The organism is Exiguobacterium sp. BRG2 (assembly GCF_031844245.1).
Classification (GTDB): Bacteria; Bacillota; Bacilli; order Exiguobacteriales; family Exiguobacteriaceae; genus Exiguobacterium_A.
In genome coordinates, this window is record NZ_JAUZUW010000003.1 from 29,380 (window position 1) to 48,416 (window position 19,037).

23 protein-coding genes and 1 riboswitch are annotated in these 19,037 nt (G+C 48.7%); of the genes, 19 read left to right on the top strand and 4 right to left on the bottom strand.

The window, feature by feature from the left end; all coding sequences use genetic code 11:
* Positions 1 to 17 precede the first annotated feature (17 nt).
* A riboswitch (SAM riboswitch) is annotated at positions 18 to 122 on the top strand.
* 78 nt (positions 123 to 200) lie between these two features.
* The 15 genes from Q9R23_RS05235 to Q9R23_RS05305 all read left to right on the top strand — a co-directional run bounded on the left by Q9R23_RS05235 (position 201) and on the right by Q9R23_RS05305 (position 14,230).
* The gene (locus tag Q9R23_RS05235; protein WP_023469162.1) at positions 201 to 1,223 is read left to right on the top strand and encodes a methionine ABC transporter ATP-binding protein; all 1,023 of its coding nucleotides are present in this window, start codon (positions 201 to 203) and stop codon (positions 1,221 to 1,223) included.
* Positions 1,220 to 1,885 (top strand): methionine ABC transporter permease, encoded by a 666-nt coding sequence (locus Q9R23_RS05240; protein ID WP_290783276.1) that lies wholly within the window; start codon positions 1,220 to 1,222, stop codon positions 1,883 to 1,885. Before Q9R23_RS05235 ends, Q9R23_RS05240 begins: the two co-directional genes overlap by 4 nt.
* Positions 1,886 to 1,917: 32 nt before the next feature.
* Complete coding sequence (locus Q9R23_RS05245) at positions 1,918 to 2,751, top strand: MetQ/NlpA family ABC transporter substrate-binding protein (RefSeq protein ID WP_290757636.1); 834 nt, start codon at positions 1,918 to 1,920, stop codon at positions 2,749 to 2,751.
* Positions 2,752 to 2,830: 79 nt separating this feature from the next.
* Positions 2,831 to 4,081 carry an MDR family MFS transporter gene (locus Q9R23_RS05250; RefSeq protein ID WP_214852611.1) on the top strand — a complete coding sequence of 417 codons (1,251 nt, stop codon included), beginning with the start codon at positions 2,831 to 2,833 and terminating at the stop codon, positions 4,079 to 4,081.
* A gap of 133 nt (positions 4,082 to 4,214) precedes the next feature.
* Positions 4,215 to 5,000 carry a Fe-S cluster assembly ATPase SufC gene (sufC, locus tag Q9R23_RS05255; RefSeq protein WP_023469158.1) on the top strand — a complete coding sequence of 262 codons (786 nt, stop codon included), beginning with the start codon at positions 4,215 to 4,217 and terminating at the stop codon, positions 4,998 to 5,000.
* 18 nt (positions 5,001 to 5,018) lie between these two features.
* Entirely contained in the window at positions 5,019 to 6,296 is a 1,278-nt protein-coding gene (gene sufD, locus Q9R23_RS05260; RefSeq protein ID WP_311246567.1) for a Fe-S cluster assembly protein SufD, read from the top strand.
* 1 nt (position 6,297) lies between these two features.
* Positions 6,298 to 7,521 carry a cysteine desulfurase gene (locus tag Q9R23_RS05265; protein ID WP_311246568.1) on the top strand — a complete coding sequence of 408 codons (1,224 nt, stop codon included), beginning with the start codon at positions 6,298 to 6,300 and terminating at the stop codon, positions 7,519 to 7,521.
* On the top strand, positions 7,511 to 7,945 hold the full coding sequence (gene sufU, locus Q9R23_RS05270; RefSeq protein WP_035406013.1) for a Fe-S cluster assembly sulfur transfer protein SufU: 435 nt from the start codon (positions 7,511 to 7,513) through the stop codon (positions 7,943 to 7,945). Before Q9R23_RS05265 ends, sufU begins: the two co-directional genes overlap by 11 nt.
* 36 nt (positions 7,946 to 7,981) lie before the next feature.
* Positions 7,982 to 9,379 carry a Fe-S cluster assembly protein SufB gene (sufB, locus tag Q9R23_RS05275; RefSeq protein ID WP_023469154.1) on the top strand — a complete coding sequence of 466 codons (1,398 nt, stop codon included), beginning with the start codon at positions 7,982 to 7,984 and terminating at the stop codon, positions 9,377 to 9,379.
* An 86-nt stretch (positions 9,380 to 9,465) separates the two neighbouring features.
* Positions 9,466 to 10,020, top strand: coding sequence for a dihydrofolate reductase family protein (locus Q9R23_RS05280; RefSeq protein WP_311246569.1), 555 nt, complete (start codon positions 9,466 to 9,468; stop codon positions 10,018 to 10,020).
* Positions 10,021 to 10,097: 77 nt separating this feature from the next.
* Positions 10,098 to 10,940, top strand: coding sequence for a DUF72 domain-containing protein (locus Q9R23_RS05285; RefSeq protein ID WP_290757647.1), 843 nt, complete (start codon positions 10,098 to 10,100; stop codon positions 10,938 to 10,940).
* Between the two features lie 21 nt (positions 10,941 to 10,961).
* A complete protein-coding gene (locus Q9R23_RS05290; RefSeq protein WP_311246570.1) occupies positions 10,962 to 12,263 on the top strand; it encodes a bifunctional metallophosphatase/5'-nucleotidase in 1,302 nt (433 codons plus the stop codon).
* A 62-nt stretch (positions 12,264 to 12,325) separates the two neighbouring features.
* Positions 12,326 to 13,225, top strand: a complete 900-nt coding sequence (gene lipA, locus Q9R23_RS05295) for a lipoyl synthase (protein WP_023469150.1) — start codon at positions 12,326 to 12,328, stop codon at positions 13,223 to 13,225.
* Positions 13,226 to 13,320: 95 nt separating this feature from the next.
* Positions 13,321 to 13,698 (top strand): YutD family protein, encoded by a 378-nt coding sequence (locus Q9R23_RS05300; RefSeq protein WP_214852623.1) that lies wholly within the window; start codon positions 13,321 to 13,323, stop codon positions 13,696 to 13,698.
* 85 nt (positions 13,699 to 13,783) lie between these two features.
* Positions 13,784 to 14,230 (top strand): general stress protein, encoded by a 447-nt coding sequence (locus tag Q9R23_RS05305; RefSeq protein ID WP_214727844.1) that lies wholly within the window; start codon positions 13,784 to 13,786, stop codon positions 14,228 to 14,230.
* Between the two features lie 33 nt (positions 14,231 to 14,263).
* Here Q9R23_RS05305 and Q9R23_RS05310 read toward each other — a convergent pair whose 3' ends face one another.
* On the bottom strand, positions 14,264 to 14,539 hold the full coding sequence (locus Q9R23_RS05310) for a DUF3055 domain-containing protein (protein WP_023469147.1): 276 nt from the start codon (positions 14,537 to 14,539) through the stop codon (positions 14,264 to 14,266).
* Between the two features lie 35 nt (positions 14,540 to 14,574).
* Positions 14,575 to 15,555: a class II fructose-bisphosphatase gene (glpX, locus tag Q9R23_RS05315; RefSeq protein ID WP_290757658.1), complete on the bottom strand. Its 981-nt coding sequence runs from the start codon at positions 15,553 to 15,555 to the stop codon at positions 14,575 to 14,577.
* 151 nt (positions 15,556 to 15,706) lie between these two features.
* Here glpX and Q9R23_RS05320 point away from each other — a divergent pair, with 151 nt between their 5' ends.
* A complete protein-coding gene (locus Q9R23_RS05320; protein WP_023469145.1) occupies positions 15,707 to 16,150 on the top strand; it encodes a DUF86 domain-containing protein in 444 nt (147 codons plus the stop codon).
* A gap of 6 nt (positions 16,151 to 16,156) precedes the next feature.
* Entirely contained in the window at positions 16,157 to 16,921 is a 765-nt protein-coding gene (locus tag Q9R23_RS05325; protein ID WP_290757661.1) for a TIGR01457 family HAD-type hydrolase, read from the top strand.
* Positions 16,922 to 16,963: 42 nt separating this feature from the next.
* On the opposite strand, the gene Q9R23_RS05330 is transcribed toward Q9R23_RS05325, so the two are convergent.
* The gene (locus tag Q9R23_RS05330) at positions 16,964 to 17,191 is read right to left on the bottom strand and encodes a NifU family protein (RefSeq protein ID WP_012371190.1); all 228 of its coding nucleotides are present in this window, start codon (positions 17,189 to 17,191) and stop codon (positions 16,964 to 16,966) included.
* A gap of 110 nt (positions 17,192 to 17,301) precedes the next feature.
* Between Q9R23_RS05330 and Q9R23_RS05335 the strand changes: the two genes are divergently transcribed.
* Positions 17,302 to 17,598 (top strand): DUF1462 family protein, encoded by a 297-nt coding sequence (locus Q9R23_RS05335; RefSeq protein ID WP_035406035.1) that lies wholly within the window; start codon positions 17,302 to 17,304, stop codon positions 17,596 to 17,598.
* 41 nt (positions 17,599 to 17,639) lie between these two features.
* On the opposite strand, the gene Q9R23_RS05340 is transcribed toward Q9R23_RS05335, so the two are convergent.
* Entirely contained in the window at positions 17,640 to 18,692 is a 1,053-nt protein-coding gene (locus tag Q9R23_RS05340; protein ID WP_311246571.1) for an NAD(P)/FAD-dependent oxidoreductase, read from the bottom strand.
* Positions 18,693 to 18,784: 92 nt separating this feature from the next.
* Between Q9R23_RS05340 and Q9R23_RS05345 the strand changes: the two genes are divergently transcribed.
* On the top strand, positions 18,785 to 19,018 hold the full coding sequence (locus tag Q9R23_RS05345; protein ID WP_311246572.1) for a YuzB family protein: 234 nt from the start codon (positions 18,785 to 18,787) through the stop codon (positions 19,016 to 19,018).
* Positions 19,019 to 19,037: the final 19 nt, after the last annotated feature.

Here is a 19,037-nt window from a genome sequence, read left to right on the forward strand (position 1 = left end):
CAAACTTAATACCGAAACTCTTATCGAGAGTGGTGGAGGGACTGGCCCGATGAAACCCGGCAACCGCGGATCTGATCCGAAGTGGTGCTAATTCCAGCAGACAAAAGTCTGGGAGATGAGAGCAAATGGTTTTGTGTACTGAAAAGTGCGCGCGTTTGCTCTAAAACGCGCGCACTTTTTTTATTTTAGGAGGGACAGTTGTGATTCGTTTACAAGACGTAGGAAAGATTTATCGCTCAAAGCGCGGAGCGGTCGAAGCTGTCGCGAATGTCGATCTGACAATCGAACGCGGTGAAATTTTTGGAATAATCGGTTATTCCGGAGCAGGGAAATCGACCTTGATCCGATTGTTGAATATGCTCGAAGCACCAACGAGTGGTTCGATCCAAATCGATGGTGTTGAGATGACATCACTCAAACCAAAGGAATTACGAGGCGTCCGTAAGAATGTCTCGATGGTCTTCCAACATTTCAACTTATTGTGGTCACGAACAGTTGAAGAGAACATCATGTTCCCACTCGAGCTCGGTGGCTTCCCGAAAGCACACCGCAAGGAACGGGTAGCGGAACTGATCCAACTCGTTGGTTTGGACGGACGCGAAAAAGCCTATCCGTCACAATTATCGGGTGGTCAAAAACAACGTGTCGGTATCGCTCGGGCACTGGCATCGAACCCGGACGTTCTCTTATGTGACGAGGCAACAAGTGCACTCGATCCGAAGACGACGGACTCGATTCTTGAGTTACTTGTCGATATCAACGAAAAACTGAAACTGACGATCGTCTTGATCACACACGAGATGCACGTCATTCAAAAAATCTGTCACCGGGTCGCTGTCATGGAAGCCGGTAAAATCGTCGAGCAAGGACCGGTCGCAGAAGTCTTCCGTCATCCGAAGCAAGCGATGACGAAGGAGTTCGTCAAACAATTGACGTCGCCGTCGGAAAACGAGTTGACGTTCGCGAAACTACGCGAACGGTACCCAACCGGAAAAATCGTTCAGTTGACGTTCGTCGGATCAACAGCGGAAAGCCCGATCCTCGCGGAAGTCATGAAGGATTCACCGGTCCTGTTCAACATCATCGGCGGAAACGTCGGTCAATCACAGGAAGGGGCACTCGGTACACTGTTCATTCAGTTGATCGGGGAAACAGAAGCAACACAAGCGGTCATCACGAAGCTTCAAGCCAGTGATGTTGAAGTGGAGGTGGATCACCGATGATTTCATTCTTTGACAACCTAGATTGGGACATGGTGTGGGAAGCGACAGGCAGTACGATCTATATGACGGCAATCGCTGGGTTTTCGACATTCGTTCTCGGTTTGATCATTGGTTTACTATTGTATGCGACAAACGAAGAGTTATTGTTCAAGAATCGGGCGTTCTATTCAGTGTTGAGCTTGATCGTCAACGTCTTCCGTTCGATTCCGTTCATCATCTTACTGATCTTATTGATTCCATTTACGACAGCGATCGTCGGTTCGTTCCTCGGACCAACGGCAGCATTACCGGCACTGATTTTCGGTGCTGCACCATTTTACGGTCGGATGGTTGAACTCGCGTTACGTGAAGTCGATAAAGGTGTCATCGAGGCAGCTGAATCGATGGGGGCGACGAAGTTCCAAATCATCTATAAAGTCTTAATCCCGGAAGCATTGCCTGCCATCGTTTCTGGTATCACGGTCACACTCGTCTCACTTGTCGGTTATACGGCAATGGCCGGAGTAGTCGGCGGAGGTGGACTTGGGGACATGGCCTTTATCGAAGGATTCCAGCGTTCTCAAAACGATGTCATCGTCATTGCGACACTCTTAATCTTAGCGATCGTCTTCGTCATCCAAATCATTGGTGATTTGCTGATCCGTGCGATCGATAAACGTTAATTCGAAACTTAATCATATTGGAGGAATCATTCATGAAAACTTGGAAAAAATTCGTAGGTACTGCCGCTGTATCCGTCTTAGCTATCAGCCTTGCTGCATGTGGCGAAAAATCATCAGGATCAGACAGCGACGACAAAACACTTGTCATCGGTGCTTCAAACGTACCGCACGCTGAGATTCTTCAGCACGTTAAAAAAGAATATGAAGCAAAAGGTTACAAGCTTGAAATCAAGAAGTTCCAAGATTACGTACTTCCGAACAAAGCGCTCGCTTCAAAAGAAATCGATGCGAACTACTTCCAGCACGTACCGTATCTTGAGCAACAAGAGAAAGAAAACAAATCGTATAAGTTCGCGAACGCAGGTGGCGTCCATGTTGAACCACTCGGTATCTACTCGAAGAAATACAAGTCACTCGATAAGTTGCCAAACGGTGCAACGATCTTAACGAGCTCAAACGTCGCGGAACGCGGTCGTGTCTTGACGTTCCTTCAAAACGAAGGGTTGATCAAACTCAAAGACGGTAAAACGACAGATGCACAACTCGGCGATATCGCGGAGAACCCGAAGAAACTTAAGTTCAAAACGAACATCGAAGCATCGCTTCTTCCGCAAGCTTACAAAAACAATGAAGGCGACGCCGTCCTCATCAACACGAACTATGCGATCGATAACGGTCTGAACCCGTTAAAAGACGCGATCGCATCAGAAGATGAGTCTTCACCATACGTCAACATCATCGTCACACGTGACGGCGATGAGAAAGACAAGCGTGTCACGACACTTCTCGATGTCTTGCACGAAAAGAAAAACCAAGATTGGATCCTCGACAAGTACAAAGGTGCAGTCGTTCCAGTCAGCAAATAAGTTTACCGAATCCGGCATCCTTCCTATATAATGGAAGGATGCTTTTCATTTGTCTGAAACAGGGGTTAGGGGGAATCATATGCAACGCATTCGTCAACTGCATCCGTTGACACTCGGGGTCTTGTTCGGGACGTTTTTCTCACGTCTCGGAACGTTCATCACGATGCCGTTCTTCGCCATCTACATGACGACCGTCCTGAAGTTTGATCCGGTCGATGTCGGCTGGGTCCTCAGTATCTCAGCGATTGCCAGTCTCGTCATGAGTTTCATCGGCGGTACACTGTCAGACCGGTATGGTCGGCGGGCGATGATGCTCGCTGGAACGATTGGGTTCGCGATCGTCTTCATCGCACTGGCACAAGTCGAGACATTCTGGGCGTTCTTCATCCTCAGTGCCTTGAACGGGGTCTGTCGTTCGATTTTTGAACCATCCGCCCGTGCCTTGATCAGTGATACGACGGATGAAGCGAACCGATTGTTCGTCTTCAATATCCGTTACGCGATGATCAACATCGCGGCAGCAATCGGACCGGGAATCGCTTTACTGCTGAGTGCGGGGAACACGTCCGCGACGTTTTACATCACGGCGTTCGTCTATATCGTGTACGGCGTGATGATCGGAATTTTATTCAAACGTCATCCGATCACCGAGACACACGGTGGCAAGAAAGTCTCGTTCGGAGCGACGATTCGTCTGTTGCGGACGGATATCGCCTTTACACTGGCACTTGCCGGCATCATCTTCGGGGTCTTCGGCTACAGTCAGTTCAACTCGACTTTGCCACAGTTCTTGACGGAGACGTCACTCCTTGAAGGCGGGAAGACACTTTATGCGATCTTGATTACGATCAATGCGATCACCGTCTTGATCGTGCAATATCCGATCATGAAGTTCGGTGTCAAGACGTCACCGCTCGTCTCGATCACGACCGGAATTGCGACCGTCGCTGTCGGATTGTTCATCATCGGTAATGTGAGTTCGATTTGGCTGATGGTCGTCGCGATGGTCATCTTCACGTGCGGCGAAGTCATGATGTTCACGATGACTGATATCTTGACCGATCGGTTCGCAAAACCAGAATTACGGGGCAGTTATTTCGGGGCAATGGGCTTGACGTCGATCGGACAATCAATCGGTCCAATTGCCGGCGGACATTTATTAAGTTTATATGGAGCGGACCGTCCGTTACCGATTTTCGGGATTTTAGCGGGCTTGACATTATTCGGAATACCACTGCTCCTACTGTCACAACGGATTCATCGGACTTCGACGATCGAGGAACTGGAGGAACCGGTGAAACTTTCGAATGATTCTCAACAAAACGCATGATTTTGAGAAAAAACAACGAGCGATGACGCTTGAATAATACGCCATGTTTCTTTAAGATTAGAATGATACTAAATTAGTAACGCTCGTGTTCTGAATCGTCAGTCACGAAATGAATAGATGGAGGGATTCTAACATGAAGGCTTCACACTTGAAGATTGAAGATCTACACGTCGCGATCGACGGCAAGGAAATCTTGAAAGGCGTCAACTTGGAAATCAAAGGCGGGGAAATCCACGCGGTCATGGGACCAAACGGGACAGGTAAATCAACACTCGCATCAGCATTGATGGGTCACCCATCGTACGAAGTGACATCTGGTTCAGTCACACTCGACGGCGAAGACGTCCTCGACATGGAAGTCGATGAGCGCGCACAAGCAGGTATGTTCCTCGCAATGCAGTACCCAAGCGAAATCAGTGGTGTTACGAACTCGGACTTCCTTCGTTCAGCGATCAACTCGCGTCGTGAAGAAGGCGATGAAATCTCACTCATGAAATTCATCCGTGAACTTGATTCACAAATGGGACTTCTCGAGATGCCTTCAGAAATGGCACACCGTTACCTCAACGAAGGTTTCTCTGGTGGAGAAAAGAAACGTAACGAAATTCTTCAGATGATGATGCTTAAACCAGCAATCGCGATTCTCGATGAAATCGATTCAGGTCTTGACATTGATGCACTCAAAGTCGTCGCAAAAGGTGTCAACGAAATGCGTTCACCTGAATTCGGCTGCTTGATCATCACGCACTACCAACGTCTCTTGAACTACATTGAGCCAGACTTCATCCACATCATGATGGGCGGAAAAATCGTCATGTCTGGTGGTAAAGAACTCGCACACCGTCTCGAAGCAGAAGGTTATGACTGGGTTAAAAAAGAACTCGGCATCGAAGACGTCGAAATCGAAACAAAAGCGTAAGACGAGGGAGGAAGCATGATGACTGTAGAACTGAATCTTGCAGTAAATCGCGAGGCAGTGGCAGAACGTGCGACTCGCTTAGGGGAACCATCTTGGATGGTCGCAAAGCGTCAAGACGCGCTTGATCTTGCCCCAACGCTCGCATTGCCAAAAGTAGAAAAAATCAAGATCGAAGGCTGGAACTTCACAGAAGGTACGACGGAACTTGAAACCGTCACTGGTCTTTCTTCAGATATCGAAGCATTGATCGGCGAAAACCGTGATCACATGCTCGTCACACGTAACGGACAACTTGTCCACGCGCAAAACAGTGAAGCGTCGAACGGCGTCATCTTCACGACGCTCGAAGACGCATTAAAACAACACCCGGAACTCGTCGAGAAGTACTTCATGACGGAAGGTGTTCAAGTTAACGAAGATCGTCTTGCGGCATTAAACGCAGCACTTCGTAACGGCGGTACGTTCCTTTATGTACCAAAAGGCGTCAAGCTGTCTGTACCGATGCAAGCAATCTACACGCTTGAGCAATCAGGCGCAGCGCTTTACCATCACGCAATCATCGTTGCAGACGTTGACAGCGAATTGACGTATATCGAGAACTTCGTCTCTTACGGTGATGAAGCGCATAACGTCAACGTCGTCACAGAAGTATTCGTCGAAGACAACGCAAAAGTTCTCTTTGGTGGTGTAGATACACTATCTAAAGGTGCCGTCACGTATATGAACCGTCGCGGTGTCGTCAAACAAGGCGCGAAGCTCGAATGGGCACTCGGTCACATGAATGACGGTCACACGGTTACAGAAACAAAAACACATCTCGTCGGAAACGATTCGTTCTCAGATACGAAAGCCGTTACGGTCGGTCGTGGAGAGCAAAAACAAAACTTCAACGTTCGTACGGACCACTTCGGTAAAGGATCAGAAGGTTTCATCTTGATCCACGGTGTCCAAAAAGACGCAGCAACATCGATCTTCAACGGAACGTCGATGATCCATCACGGCGCTTCGAAATCAAACGGCGTTCAAACGGAACGTGTCCTCATGTTGTCGGAAAAGGCACGTGGTGATGCGAACCCAATCCTCTTGATCGATGAGGATGACGTCATGGCAGGACACGCGGCATCTGTCGGTCGTGTCGATGAACTACAACTCTACTACTTGATGAGCCGTGGCCTTTCACGGAAGGAAGCAGAACGCCTCGTCGTTCACGGATTCCTCCAGCCGGTCGTCTCGGAACTTGCGATTGACTCGGTGAAAGAACGTCTCGTTCAAGTCATCGAAGGGAAAGTAAACTAATATGGGAATCGATGCATCCATCCGCAATCAGTTTCCGATCCTCGACCAACAGGTCAACGACCGGAAACTCGTCTATCTCGATAGTGCGGCCTCTTCGCAGAAGCCGCTCGTCGTCATCAATGCGATTGACGACTACTATAAGACGATTCATTCGAATGTGCACCGTGGCGTCCATACGCTCGGAACACGAGCGACGGATGCGTACGAAGGTGCGCGTGAGAACGTTCGTCGTTTCATCCAGGCGCAACACCATGAAGAAATTATCTTTACCCGCGGCACGACGACGGCGATCAACATCGTCGCGTCAAGCTACGGTATGGAGCATGTCGAAGAAGGCGACGAAATCGTCGTCACGTACCTCGAACACCATGCGAATCTCATTCCGTGGCAACAAGTCGCTAAACGCAAAAAAGCGAAGTTGAAATACGTTGATTTGACAGCGGATGGTCGCGTGACGGTCGAAGCGGTCGAAGCACAACTGTCTGACCGGACGAAGATCATCGCGATGGCACACGTCTCGAACGTTCTCGGGACAATCAATCCGATCAAAGAAGTCGCTCGTCTTGCGCACGCTCGAGGAGCCGTCATGATCGTCGATGCCGCGCAAAGTGCACCGCACCAACGGATTAATGTCATGGATCTCGATTGTGATTTCCTCGCCTTCTCTGCACACAAGATGTGTGGTCCGACAGGCGTCGGTGTCCTTTACGGGAAAAAGGCATTACTCAATGCGATGGAACCTGTTGAGTTCGGTGGCGAAATGATTGATTACGTCGGTCTTGAAGAGTCGACATTCAAACCGTCTCCATATCGTTTCGAAGCGGGTACACCGATCATCGCAGGCGCTGTTGGTTTATCGGCAGCGATTGATTTCTTAGAAGAGATTGGTTTAGAGAACGTCGAAGCACACGAACGTGAACTCGCGCAGTACGCGATGGCACAAATGCGTGACATCGACGGACTAACGATTTACGGTCCGGAAGAACGCGTTGGGCTCGTCACGTTCAATCTCGGTGATGTCCATGCACATGACGTCGCAACCGTCCTTGATATGCAAGGAATCGCGGTTCGTGCCGGTCACCACTGTGCACAGCCCCTGATGCGTTGGCTCGGAGCGAGCTCGACGGCTCGCGCTAGCTTCTATCTCTACAACACGAAAGAAGAGGTTGACGCACTCGTGACAGGACTTCGCCAAACGAAGGAGTATTTCAGTCATGGATTTTAACAATCTCGATCACTTGTATCGTCAAGTGATCATGGATCATTATAAAACTCCCCGAAATCGCGGTGCGATCGAGGGGGGCGTCACGATCGACATGAACAATCCGACGTGCGGCGATACGATTCGTCTCCAGCTCGCGATTGAAGACGATGTCGTCCGTGATGCGAAATTTGACGGGGAGGGCTGCTCGATCAGCATGGCGTCTGCTTCAATGATGACGCAACTCGTCAAAGGTAAGACTATCGATGAAGCCTTACGACTCGCGGATATCTTTTCGGACATGGTCCAAGGAAAAGACTATGACGACGAATCGTTCGACCTCGGGGACGTCGAGGCACTCTCGGGTGTCACGAAATTCCCGGCACGCATCAAATGTGCGACACTTGCCTGGAAGGCGCTCGAACGCGGCGTAGAAGAAGGGAAGTAAACTTCGGTCACAAGCAAGTAAGAGGAGGAAATGAACATGGCAAAGAACATGCCGGAAATTGGCGATTATAAATATGGTTTCCACGATCGCGATATCTCGATCTTCCGTTCTGGACGTGGCTTGACGACTGAAGTCGTCGAAACGATCTCGAAAATGAAGGAAGAACCACAATGGATGCTTGATTTCCGTTTGAAATCACTCAAGATCTTCAACGAACAAGCAATGCCAGCGTGGGGTGGCGATCTCTCAGAATTGAACTTCGACGATATCACGTACTACGTCAAGCCGTCTGAACGGGCAGAGAAATCGTGGGATGAAGTACCAGAAGAAATCAAACGTACGTTTGATAAGCTCGGTATCCCAGAAGCAGAGCAAAAATACTTGGCAGGTGTCTCGGCTCAGTACGAGTCAGAGGTTGTCTACCACAACATGAAAGAAGACCTCGAAGAAATCGGTGTCGTCTTCAAAGATACAGATACAGCCTTAAAAGAAAACGAAGATATCTTCCGTGAGTACTTCGGAAAATTGATTCCGCCAACAGACAACAAGTTCGCAGCCTTGAACACAGCGGTCTGGTCAGGTGGATCGTTCATCTACGTACCAAAAGGCGTTAAAGTCGACACGCCGCTTCAAGCCTACTTCCGGATCAACTCGGAAAACATGGGTCAATTCGAGCGGACGTTGATCATCGTTGATGACGAAGCATCGGTTCATTACGTCGAAGGATGTACAGCACCGGTCTACACGACGAACTCGCTTCACTCAGCGGTCGTTGAGATCTTCATCAACAAAAACGCTTACTGCCGTTATACAACGATCCAAAACTGGGCGAACAACGTCTACAACCTCGTTACGAAGCGTGCGATCTGTGAAGCTGGCGCAACGATGGAATGGGTCGATGGTAACATCGGTTCGAAACTGACGATGAAATACCCAGCCGTCATCCTCAAAGGTGAAGGTTCACGTGGTATGACATTGTCAATCGCAATCGCAGGTAAAGGTCAACATCAAGATGCGGGTGCGAAGATGATTCACTTAGCACCGAACACATCGTCGACGATCGTCTCGAAGTCGATCTCAAAACACGGTGGTAAAGTCACGTACCGCGGTATCGTTCACTTCGGACGTAAAGCGACAGGTGCACGTTCGAACATCGAATGTGATACGCTCATCATGGATAACCAATCGACGTCGGATACGATTCCGTACAACGAAATCCTCAACGATAACATTTCGCTCGAGCACGAAGCGAAAGTCTCGAAGGTCTCGGAAGAGCAATTGTTCTACCTCATGAGCCGCGGGATCTCACAAGAGGAAGCAACGGAAATGATCGTCATGGGCTTCATCGAGCCGTTCACAAAAGAACTTCCAATGGAATATGCGGTCGAAATGAACCGTCTCATCAAGTTCGAGATGGAAGGTTCAATCGGATAATTCGTCTTACTCTCTCATCTGCGGATGAGGGAGTTTTTTCATGGTTGGAGGAAAACGGGTATAGGAGGGAAAAAGGAGGGGTTACTATGCGTGACATCGTTTATTCCTTTCAAGTCTCACTTGACGGTTATATCGAGGATGCGTCAGGCAGCATCGATTTCGCTTCACCGGATGCGGAACTGCATCAATACTTTAATGATTATGAGAAAGCGTTCGATACCCATGTCTATGGACGTCGTTTGTATGAAATGATGCAGTACTGGGAGACAGCGGATCAAGAAGACGAGCCGATCATCGTTGAGTATGCGAAAACGTGGCAGGCGCTTGAGAAGATCGTCTTCTCGCGAACGCTCGACGCTGTCGAAGGAAAAGCGCGTCTAGCGACCACGTCGCTTGCCGAGGAACTTCAAGCACTAAAAGCCTTACCTGGCAAACAGATTGCGATCGGTGGGGCAACGCTTGCTGCTGAAGCGATTGAGCTTGGACTCGTCGACTGTTATCATGTCGTGATTTACCCGGTTCTCCTCGGAGGTGGAAAACGAATGTTTCCAGTATTTGATCAACCGCAACACTTAAAAATGATCAAAACACAACGCTTCGAATCAGGATGTATCATACTTGAATATGAACGTTTAAATTGAAGCATTGAAGAAGAAATCCCGGATTCTGCTATGCTATGATGAATAGGCAGAATAGAACACGCGAGGGGGAAGAGAGCATGATATATATCGGTGTCACGGGCTGGGGAGATCATGATAGTCTCTACTTGACCCCGCAAGATCGAAAAGAAAAACTAGCTGCCTATGCTGGGCATTTTCCAGCAGTTGAGGTCGACTCGACATTCTATGCGATTCAACCGGAACGAAACTACGAAAAATGGACATCTGAGACACCGGACGGGTTCCGCTTCATCGTTAAGGTCCACCGCGCGATGAGTGGGCACGACCGGGAAAATAAAAATCCGCTCGGACCAATTTTTGAACAATATATCGCGTCGATCGAACCGATGCGTAAGAGTGGAAAAATTGCGGCAATCCTTGTCCAACTTCCACCATGGTTCGATGTCAGTAAATTGCATTTGGAATACTTGCAAACGATCCGAAAATCGCTTGCTGGACTGCCAGTCGCGATCGAATTCCGAAATCCATCGTGGTATTCGGAAGCTTATCGTGAGCGGACGCTCCGTTTTTTGAGGGAACATCAGTTCATCCATACGATTTGCGATGAACCGCAGACCGAAGATGGTTCGGTGCCGTTCGTACCGGTCGTGACGCAGGAGACGGCATTCATTCGATTACATGGACGAAACAAGGCCGGTTGGTTAAAGAAACCGGGTCAAAGCAGCGACGATTGGCGAAAAGTCCGCTGTCTCTATCGGTACTCGGAAGATGAGCTACAGGAACTTGCAAGTCACGTCCGCGACGTTGCAGCGGAAGCAAAGGATGTCTATGTCTTTTTCAATAACAACTCAGCAGGAGATGCTGCCCCGAATGCGAAACGATTAATCGAAATTCTTGATCTCGACTATGAACTCGCGCCGCGACAAATCTCTTTGTTTTAAATCATCAAGGGGGGCTTCTGCATGAAGTTACACATCATTCACTATAATGATTTGCACTCACACTTCGACATGTGGCCTCGCTACATGTCATTCGTCAAGGAACACCGGACGTATGATTCGCTTGTTTTTGATTTAGGCGATCATGCTGACCGTGTCGATCCAGCGACGGAAGCGACAAAAGGAAAAATTAATACGCATTTATTGAACGCGTTGATGCCGACTGCTGTGACGATCGGAAACAATGAAGGGATTACGTTTCCGCACGACTGGTTAGCAGACCTCTATACGGAAGCAGACTTTCCAGTCCTTGTCTCGAATTTAGAAGCACCATTCGCCAAGCAAGGTGTCATTCATGAGTTACCGACGGGAAAAGTCGGTGTTTTTGGTCTGACGGCACCGTATATCGAACTATACGGTTTACTCGGTTGGACGATCGAAGAACCATTTGACGTCGCGGCGCGCGAGATCGAACGTTTGCGCCAGGAAGTCGACGTCCTGATTTGTTTAAGTCACCTCGGATTTTATCAGGATGAAGAACTTGCGATGCGCTTTCCAGAACTTGATTTAATCATCGGTGCGCATACGCATCATGTCCTCGATGATGGTGTCGTCAAGAACGGTGTCTTAATCACGCAAGCGGGAAAACATGGGCAATATGCAGGTGAGATCTACATGAATACGGACACCGGCGAGAAGGAAGCGGTCCTTCACTCCTTACACGATTACGCCGAGGATGAAGCGACGGCAAAATTACTTGACCGGGAGCAGTATCTGGCGGAAAAACAGATGAAGGAGCCGATTGGCGAGACAGCGGGTCTAGCCAATGACTGGTTCAGTGAGTCGCCATTCTCGCAGTTACTCGTCGAGACGATGCGCGACTGGTGTGATGCGGATATCGCTTGTGTCCCAGCCGGTATTCTGCTCGGGTCGCTTCCACCAGGTTCCGTCTCTGCCTTTGATTTACATCGACTCTGCCCGCACCCGATCAATCCTTGTAAAGTCATGATGACCGGAGAGGAATTACAAACTTTCCTCGACGAAGTCAAAACGGATCAGTTCGAACACTTAAAGGTTCGTGGTCTTGGATTCCGAGGAAAGTTGATGGGACGGATGCATTATGCTGGTTTGGCGGATCATCAACCGCTTGAGCTAACACGCGATTATTCTGTCGTCTTGCCGGATATGTTTACGTTCGGTCCACTCTTTCCAGCAATCAAAGAAATGCCCAAAGAATATTTCATGCCTGAATTGTTGCGTGATTTGTTGTTTGAACGCTTATCGGAGAAGTCGGAATATAATGAATTGCATGTTCGCAAACCCTGATTGTTTGTTATACTAAAGCAGACATGAATTGACTTTTTGGGGATGAAGGGGGAAGCGAAACCATGGGACGCGGAGAAATCCAACGTAAACCGGAATGGTTGAAAATCAAGCTGAATACGAATGAAACTTACACAGAATTAAAAAGTATGATGCGCGAGAAAAAGCTACATACTGTCTGTGAGGAAGCAAAGTGTCCGAATATCCACGAGTGTTGGGCGGTACGCCGAACGGCGACGTTCATGATTCTCGGAAGTATCTGCACACGTGCGTGCCGTTTTTGCGCCGTGACGACAGGACGTCCGAACGAACTCGATCTCGAAGAACCAAAACGCGTCGCGGAATCCGTTCGATTGATGAACCTGAAGCACGCGGTCATCACAGCGGTCGCACGCGACGATCTGAATGATTTCGGAGCAGGCGTTTACGCTGAAACCGTCCGTGAAGTGCGTCGGATGAACCCAGAGACATCAATCGAAGTCCTACCTTCAGATATGGGTGGGAACTTTGAGGCATTGAAAACGCTGATTGATGCACAACCAGACATCATGAACCACAACATCGAGACGGTCCGCCGTCTGACGCCGACCGTTCGTGCGAAAGCAACTTACGACCGGACGCTTGAATTCCTTCGTCGTTCGAAGGAACTCGCACCTGAAATTCCAACGAAGTCGAGCTTGATGCTTGGTCTTGGTGAGACATGGGAAGAGATTCTTGAAACGATGGATGATCTTCGCGCAAATAACGTCGACATCATGACGATCGGTCAGTATCTCCAACCGACGAAAAAGCACCTCGACGTCATCAAGTACTATACACCGCAAGAATTCGCTGAACTGAAGCAAATCGCGCTCAGCAAAGGGTTCTCGCACTGTGAGGCAGGTCCACTCGTTCGTTCATCGTATCATGCAGATGAGCAAGTCAACGCAGCGAAAAAGAATAAAACAGCACTTCCGATCGATTAACAATCAACGACCGTTCGAGCAGCTGACTCGGACGGTTTTTCGTCTGTCAGGAGAAATGGAATATGCTATGATAAGAACAGCAGGAGGTGGGAATAATGATACAAGTCAATCGGGAACGTTATGAAGTCGTCGAAGAGAAACGGGAAGGCTTTAATGAAGAAGCCTTCATCGGTCGTTTCAGCGATGTCCTTGAAAAATATGATTATATCGTGGGCGACTGGGGGCACGGTCAATTACGACTACGTGGCTTCTATGAGGATCAACACGAGAAAGCGACATTCGATACGAAGATTTCGCATGTTGCTGATTATCTCTACGAATACTGTAACTTCGGATGTGCCTATTTCATCGTCAAGAAGGTCGGATTGGTAGAAGGAGAAGAAGCACCACCTCGCTTCGACGGTTCTTCATCCAATACGTTGAAGTTGAAACGGAAGTTCGCACCTGCACCAGAGAAGACGGAAAGCGAGTAATCAAACTGTCATACAGAAAAGCGTTTCTAGTGGACGGAATTCGGCTATTACTATAAGTATCATGCACCTATAGGGGGAATCATCCATGCGAATCGTTGGAATTTACTCATCCGTACCAGAAGTCGTCAGTGCCGTGCACGATCTCCGTGTTGCCGGTGTCGTCTCGACTGATTTAAAAGTCTTAGCACACGACAAATACGATCTCGAACAAATCGAGGAACTAGCGGATTTGAACAACCAACAGACATCTACGCGTCTGTCGCAGGAAGATCATCGTAATCTATGGCAGGAAATCAAGAGTATCTTCAAAAAAGATGAATCAGTCTCTCATGGAGATGCCATCCACGGAAGTGGCTTGACGAAGGAAGACGTCGATCGTGCGAATCATGCGGTCGAAAGTGGTCAATTCGTATTACTCGTCGGTGATGAAGCGGATCAGCATTCAGAACGCCGTGCCCATGACGAGTCAGACAATACGAACGTCTTCAGCGGACCAAACACACTAAATGAACGAAACGATCGTCTCTTATAAGAAAAAGCCTTCGTCCGCGGACGAAGGCTTTTTTCATAGACCGATATAAGCGCGCAGATACATCTCGAGTTCCGTTGCCGCATCGTCTTCGACGTCAAACGCTGTCGCGATGTAGCCCGGTTCATCAAAATCGTCCGCACCGATGATCGCATAGCGATTCGATAAGAGATTCAAGACGAGAATCTTACCGTAAAAATGCTCCGAGTGGGTGATGGCGAGATCAAACCGACTGGCTTCTCCAATCCAACTGACGAAGCGTGTCTTCGTTTGTTCGACATCATCATATAAAAAATCACGTTCTTCCATCATTCAGCTTCCCTCATTTCCCTAACATCTGTTTCAGATTAAAGGGTTTGGGGGACTTTTTGCAAGTATGGTTTACGCGATAAGCTATGCTCAGCGATCACTTTTCGGATTGTCCGTGTCTTTGAACGCATGACGAGGGATGTCGTCTCAACGATATCATCCGTCAAGAACTTAACGCCATCGAGCATTTCGCCCGTCGTGACGCCGGTCGCGGCAAAGATACAGTCGTCGCTTTTAATCAGGTCATCAAGCGTCAAGAGTTGAAGCGGATCTTCAAGTCCCATCCGGATGACACGAGCAGTTTCTTCTTCATTCATCGGATGTAAACGTGCCTGCATGTCGCCGCCCATCGCTTTAACGGCAGCAGCCGTGATGACACCTTCAGGAGCACCACCTGTTCCGATGAAGATATCGATTCCTGTCGCAGGAGAAAGTGGTGCGATTCCAGCTGAGACATCGCCGTCTTCAAACAGACGGACGCGTGCGCCCATCCGCATCGTAGCTTCGCGGAAGTGATCGTGACGCGGGCGATCCTGCATGATGACCGTGACGTCCTCAATCCGTTTATTGTTGTATTGAGCTGCTTTTTCGATGATGACTTCAAGTGGATCGTCGAGTGAGACGTGCCCTTTCAAGTTCGGTCCGACTGTTAATTTATCCATATACATATCAGGTGCGTGGAGCAGGGCACCTTGATCGGCGACGGCGATGACGACCATCGCATTACCGAGACCTTTGGCAACGATGTTCGTACCTTCGAGCGGATCGACGGCGATATCAACGATTGGACCGTTCGCTGTTCCGACACGTTCACCGATGAAGAGCATTGGTGCTTCGTCAAGTTCACCTTCACCGATGACGACCGTTCCGTTCATGTTGACCGTGTTCAAGACTTCGCGCATCGCAGTCGTTGCTGCGTCATCCGCTTCATTTTTCTTACCGCGACCAATCCATTGAGCAGAAGCTAGTGCTGCTGCTTCCGTAGCGCGTACGATTTCCAGTGCGAGTTCCCGTTCCATGTATATAACCTCCACGTCACCAATGTGACATACTATTTTCAGCAAAAATCTAAATTGAGGATAACACATTTGGGAATGTGATGCAAATGACCTTTCTGCTTTTCAGGATTGCCGGATAACGATAAAATGGAGGATGTGAGGGGGAATGAAGATGTATTTCGTCAATCGTCAAAAAATCGAAGAGACGGTCGTCTGTTATGAGACGGCACTTCGACAAAGTAAGGAAGTTACGGGGGATCCGGTGACGACGGCACTGGCTATGGAACGGATCGGTTTTTTAGTCATCGAAAGTGTCATCGACATCGGAAACAGTATGATTGATGGATTCATCATGCGGGATCCGGGAAGTTATGAAGATATCATTCTCATTTTAGAAGATGAGAAGGTCATCGATGGACCGCTCGCGACGAGTCTGAAGAAGCTCGTTGCGTTACGTACGTTGATCGTCCGGTCATTCACACAGTCGAGTATGGCGGAGATTCGGGCGGTACTTGAGACCGAGGAAGCAGAACTACGTCGTTTCCCGGAAGCGATTCGCCGGTATATCGAGACAGAACTCGGACCGGTGTCTGCATTTTTACCAAACGAGGAGTGAGTCAGGATGAAGGCAAAAGGCTATTTATTTGATTTAGATGGAACGATGTATAACGGAACGGAACCGGTAAAAGAAGCGGTCGATTTCGTCAATCGTCTGCAAGCAGAGGGCATTCCGTACTTGTTCGTGACGAATAACGCGTCGATGACGGCAGAAGCTGTGGCAGAGAAACTATGCGGGATGGGTGTTCATTCCGATGCGAAACACGTTTTGACGAGTGCGATGGCGACTGGTCGTTATATTGCTGACCTGTCACCAAAAGCGCGCGTCTATGCGATCGGAGAAACAGGACTGATCGACGCGCTTGAACGAGAAGGGTTAGACGTCGTCGCAACCGAAGCGGCAGATTACGTCGTCATCGGTCTCGATCGTCAAATCACGTACGAAAAACTCGCTGTTGGTGCACTTGCGATTCGTGCCGGTGCCCGGTTTATTTCAACGAACGGTGATATCGCGATTCCGACCGAACGTGGTTTCCTGCCAGGTAATGGTGCTTTGACGTCCGTCCTGCGCGTGACGACGGAGAAGGAACCGTTCTTCATCGGTAAACCAGAACCAGTCATGGTCGATATCGCGACAGAAATGATTGGTCTGTCAAAAGAAGACGTCATCATGGTCGGAGACAACTACCATACGGACATTCTTTTCGGGATCAATGGAGGTATCCGGACGATGCACGTCAATTCTGGCGTCCATACACCCGTCTTCATTCAAGGGCAGGATCGTCAACCGACATACATGGTTGATACGTTAGCTGAATGGATTCTATGAATCAAAAAATCCCGAACGAGAATTCGTTCGGGATTTCATGTATTAGAAGACTTGTTCGACTTCGACGACGCCAGCGACTTCTTCAAGAAGGGCACGTTCGATACCGGCCTTCAATGTGATTGTTGAACTTGGGCAGCTACCACAAGCTCCCATCAAACGGAGTTTTACGATTCCGTCTTCTACATCTACGAGTTCAACGTCTCCTCCATCACGAAGAAGGAACGGACGCAATTTTTCAAGAACTTCATTCACTTGATCAAACATTTCCATGCGTAAACACATCCTTTCGTATAGTTTCATTGTAACAGGGTTGAAAAATGTTCTCAATCTGGAAAACTTGTATACTAAAGAGGAGTGAATTGAAAAGGGGGGACTTCAAGATGGAAATCACGGTTTACGGAACAGCGGTCACCTGTCCGAGTTGTGTCGGGGCACCTAGCTCGGAAGAGACATTCAGTTGGCTACAAGCCGTCCTCGGGCGGAAATATGAGCAAGCGATGACGCTTCGCTATGTTGATTTCGAGACAGCAACATCAGATCAATGGACGGAAGCGCTGAAAGAGGATGTCTATTTTTATCCACTGATCGTGCTCGATGATGAGATGATTGATGAGGGGTACGTCAAACTCAAGACGATCACAGCGGCAATCGATGCGAAGCTGAATCAGGCGGGATGAACGAAAAAGAGGTATCCCAAAGCTTGGGACACCTCTTTTGCTCATTTAATCTTTTTGTGTTTCCATAAGACACCGGACTTCAAGAGACGTGGGACTTTCCCCGTCAGTGCTTGCTTGCCCATGACGATTCCGAAACCGTCTGATTTTCCGAGTGAACCGAGCATCCCGCGCAGTTTAATTTCTGGCAGCTTCGGTAATTTCTTTCCTTGCCACTTGGCTTGTAAGACATCGACGACTTGTTCTGCCTGATGTTCTGCGAGTTGACCACTTGGTGCATATGGTAGACTTGCACAATCACCGATGACGAAGACGTTATCGTATTCCGGTACGTGATGATGTTCCGTCAATTTGATCCGACCGCCACTATCCGCAGCAAAGCCGAGATCGCGTACAACTTTGACCGGCTGCGTACCAGCTGTCCAAATCGTTAAGTCGGATGGATACGTATCGTCGCCGTTTCGCACATCGTCCGCTGTGACGAGCGTGACATTCGAGTTGTTGATGACTTCAACGTCATGTTCCTCGAACCATTCCTGAACGTAAGACGAGACTTTATCGGATAAGAACGACAAGACGGATGGACCGCGGTCGAACAGACGAATCGTTAAATCCTTCCGGCTCTCATGCAGTTCACTGGCGAGTTCGACACCAGATAGACCAGCACCGACGATCGAGACGACGGACCCCGGTGACAGACCACAGATCGCTTGTTGTGTCTTCCGTGATTCTTCTAGTGTCTGGATGCTATATGTAAATTCTTGAGCACCTGGAATGTTGTGGTATTTATCCTCGCAACCGAGGGCGATGATCAGGTCATCATAGAATAATTCTGATCCGTCCTGCAGATGGACTGTATTCGTCTCTGGTGAGATTTTGATGACATGTCCATATTTAAAGGTAAGATGTTTCCCCTCCGGAAATTCAATCCGGACATCCCGATCTGATAATGTACCTGCTGCGAGTGCGTAGTATTCCGTTTTGAGTGCGTGGTACGGTAGACGGTCGACGAGCGTGACGGCAACTTCCTCGTCCTTGAATCGCTCACAAATCCGCATTCCACCATAACCTCCGCCGAGTACGACCAATTGCTTCATAACGTAAAATCCCCCTTAGTTCCCCTAAATCAGTCTGACCTTGTATAATACGACATGAGGCAGGTCGTTTCCTGCTTGAAGGAGGAAAAAAAGTGAATCCGATTATTGAATTTTGTATTAGTAACTTAGCGGCTGGTACGCAGGTCGTCATGGAGCAACTCGAACGTGACCCGAACGTCGACGTCGTCGAATACGGTTGCCTCGGCTATTGTGGTATTTGTTCGCTTGATCATTTTTGTCTCGTTGATGGTGAGATGGTCGTAGGCGAGACGCCGGAAGAGTTGCTTGAAAAGATTTACCTGAAAATCGAAGAGAATGAGCTGTGAGCACGGACAGCCAAAAAAT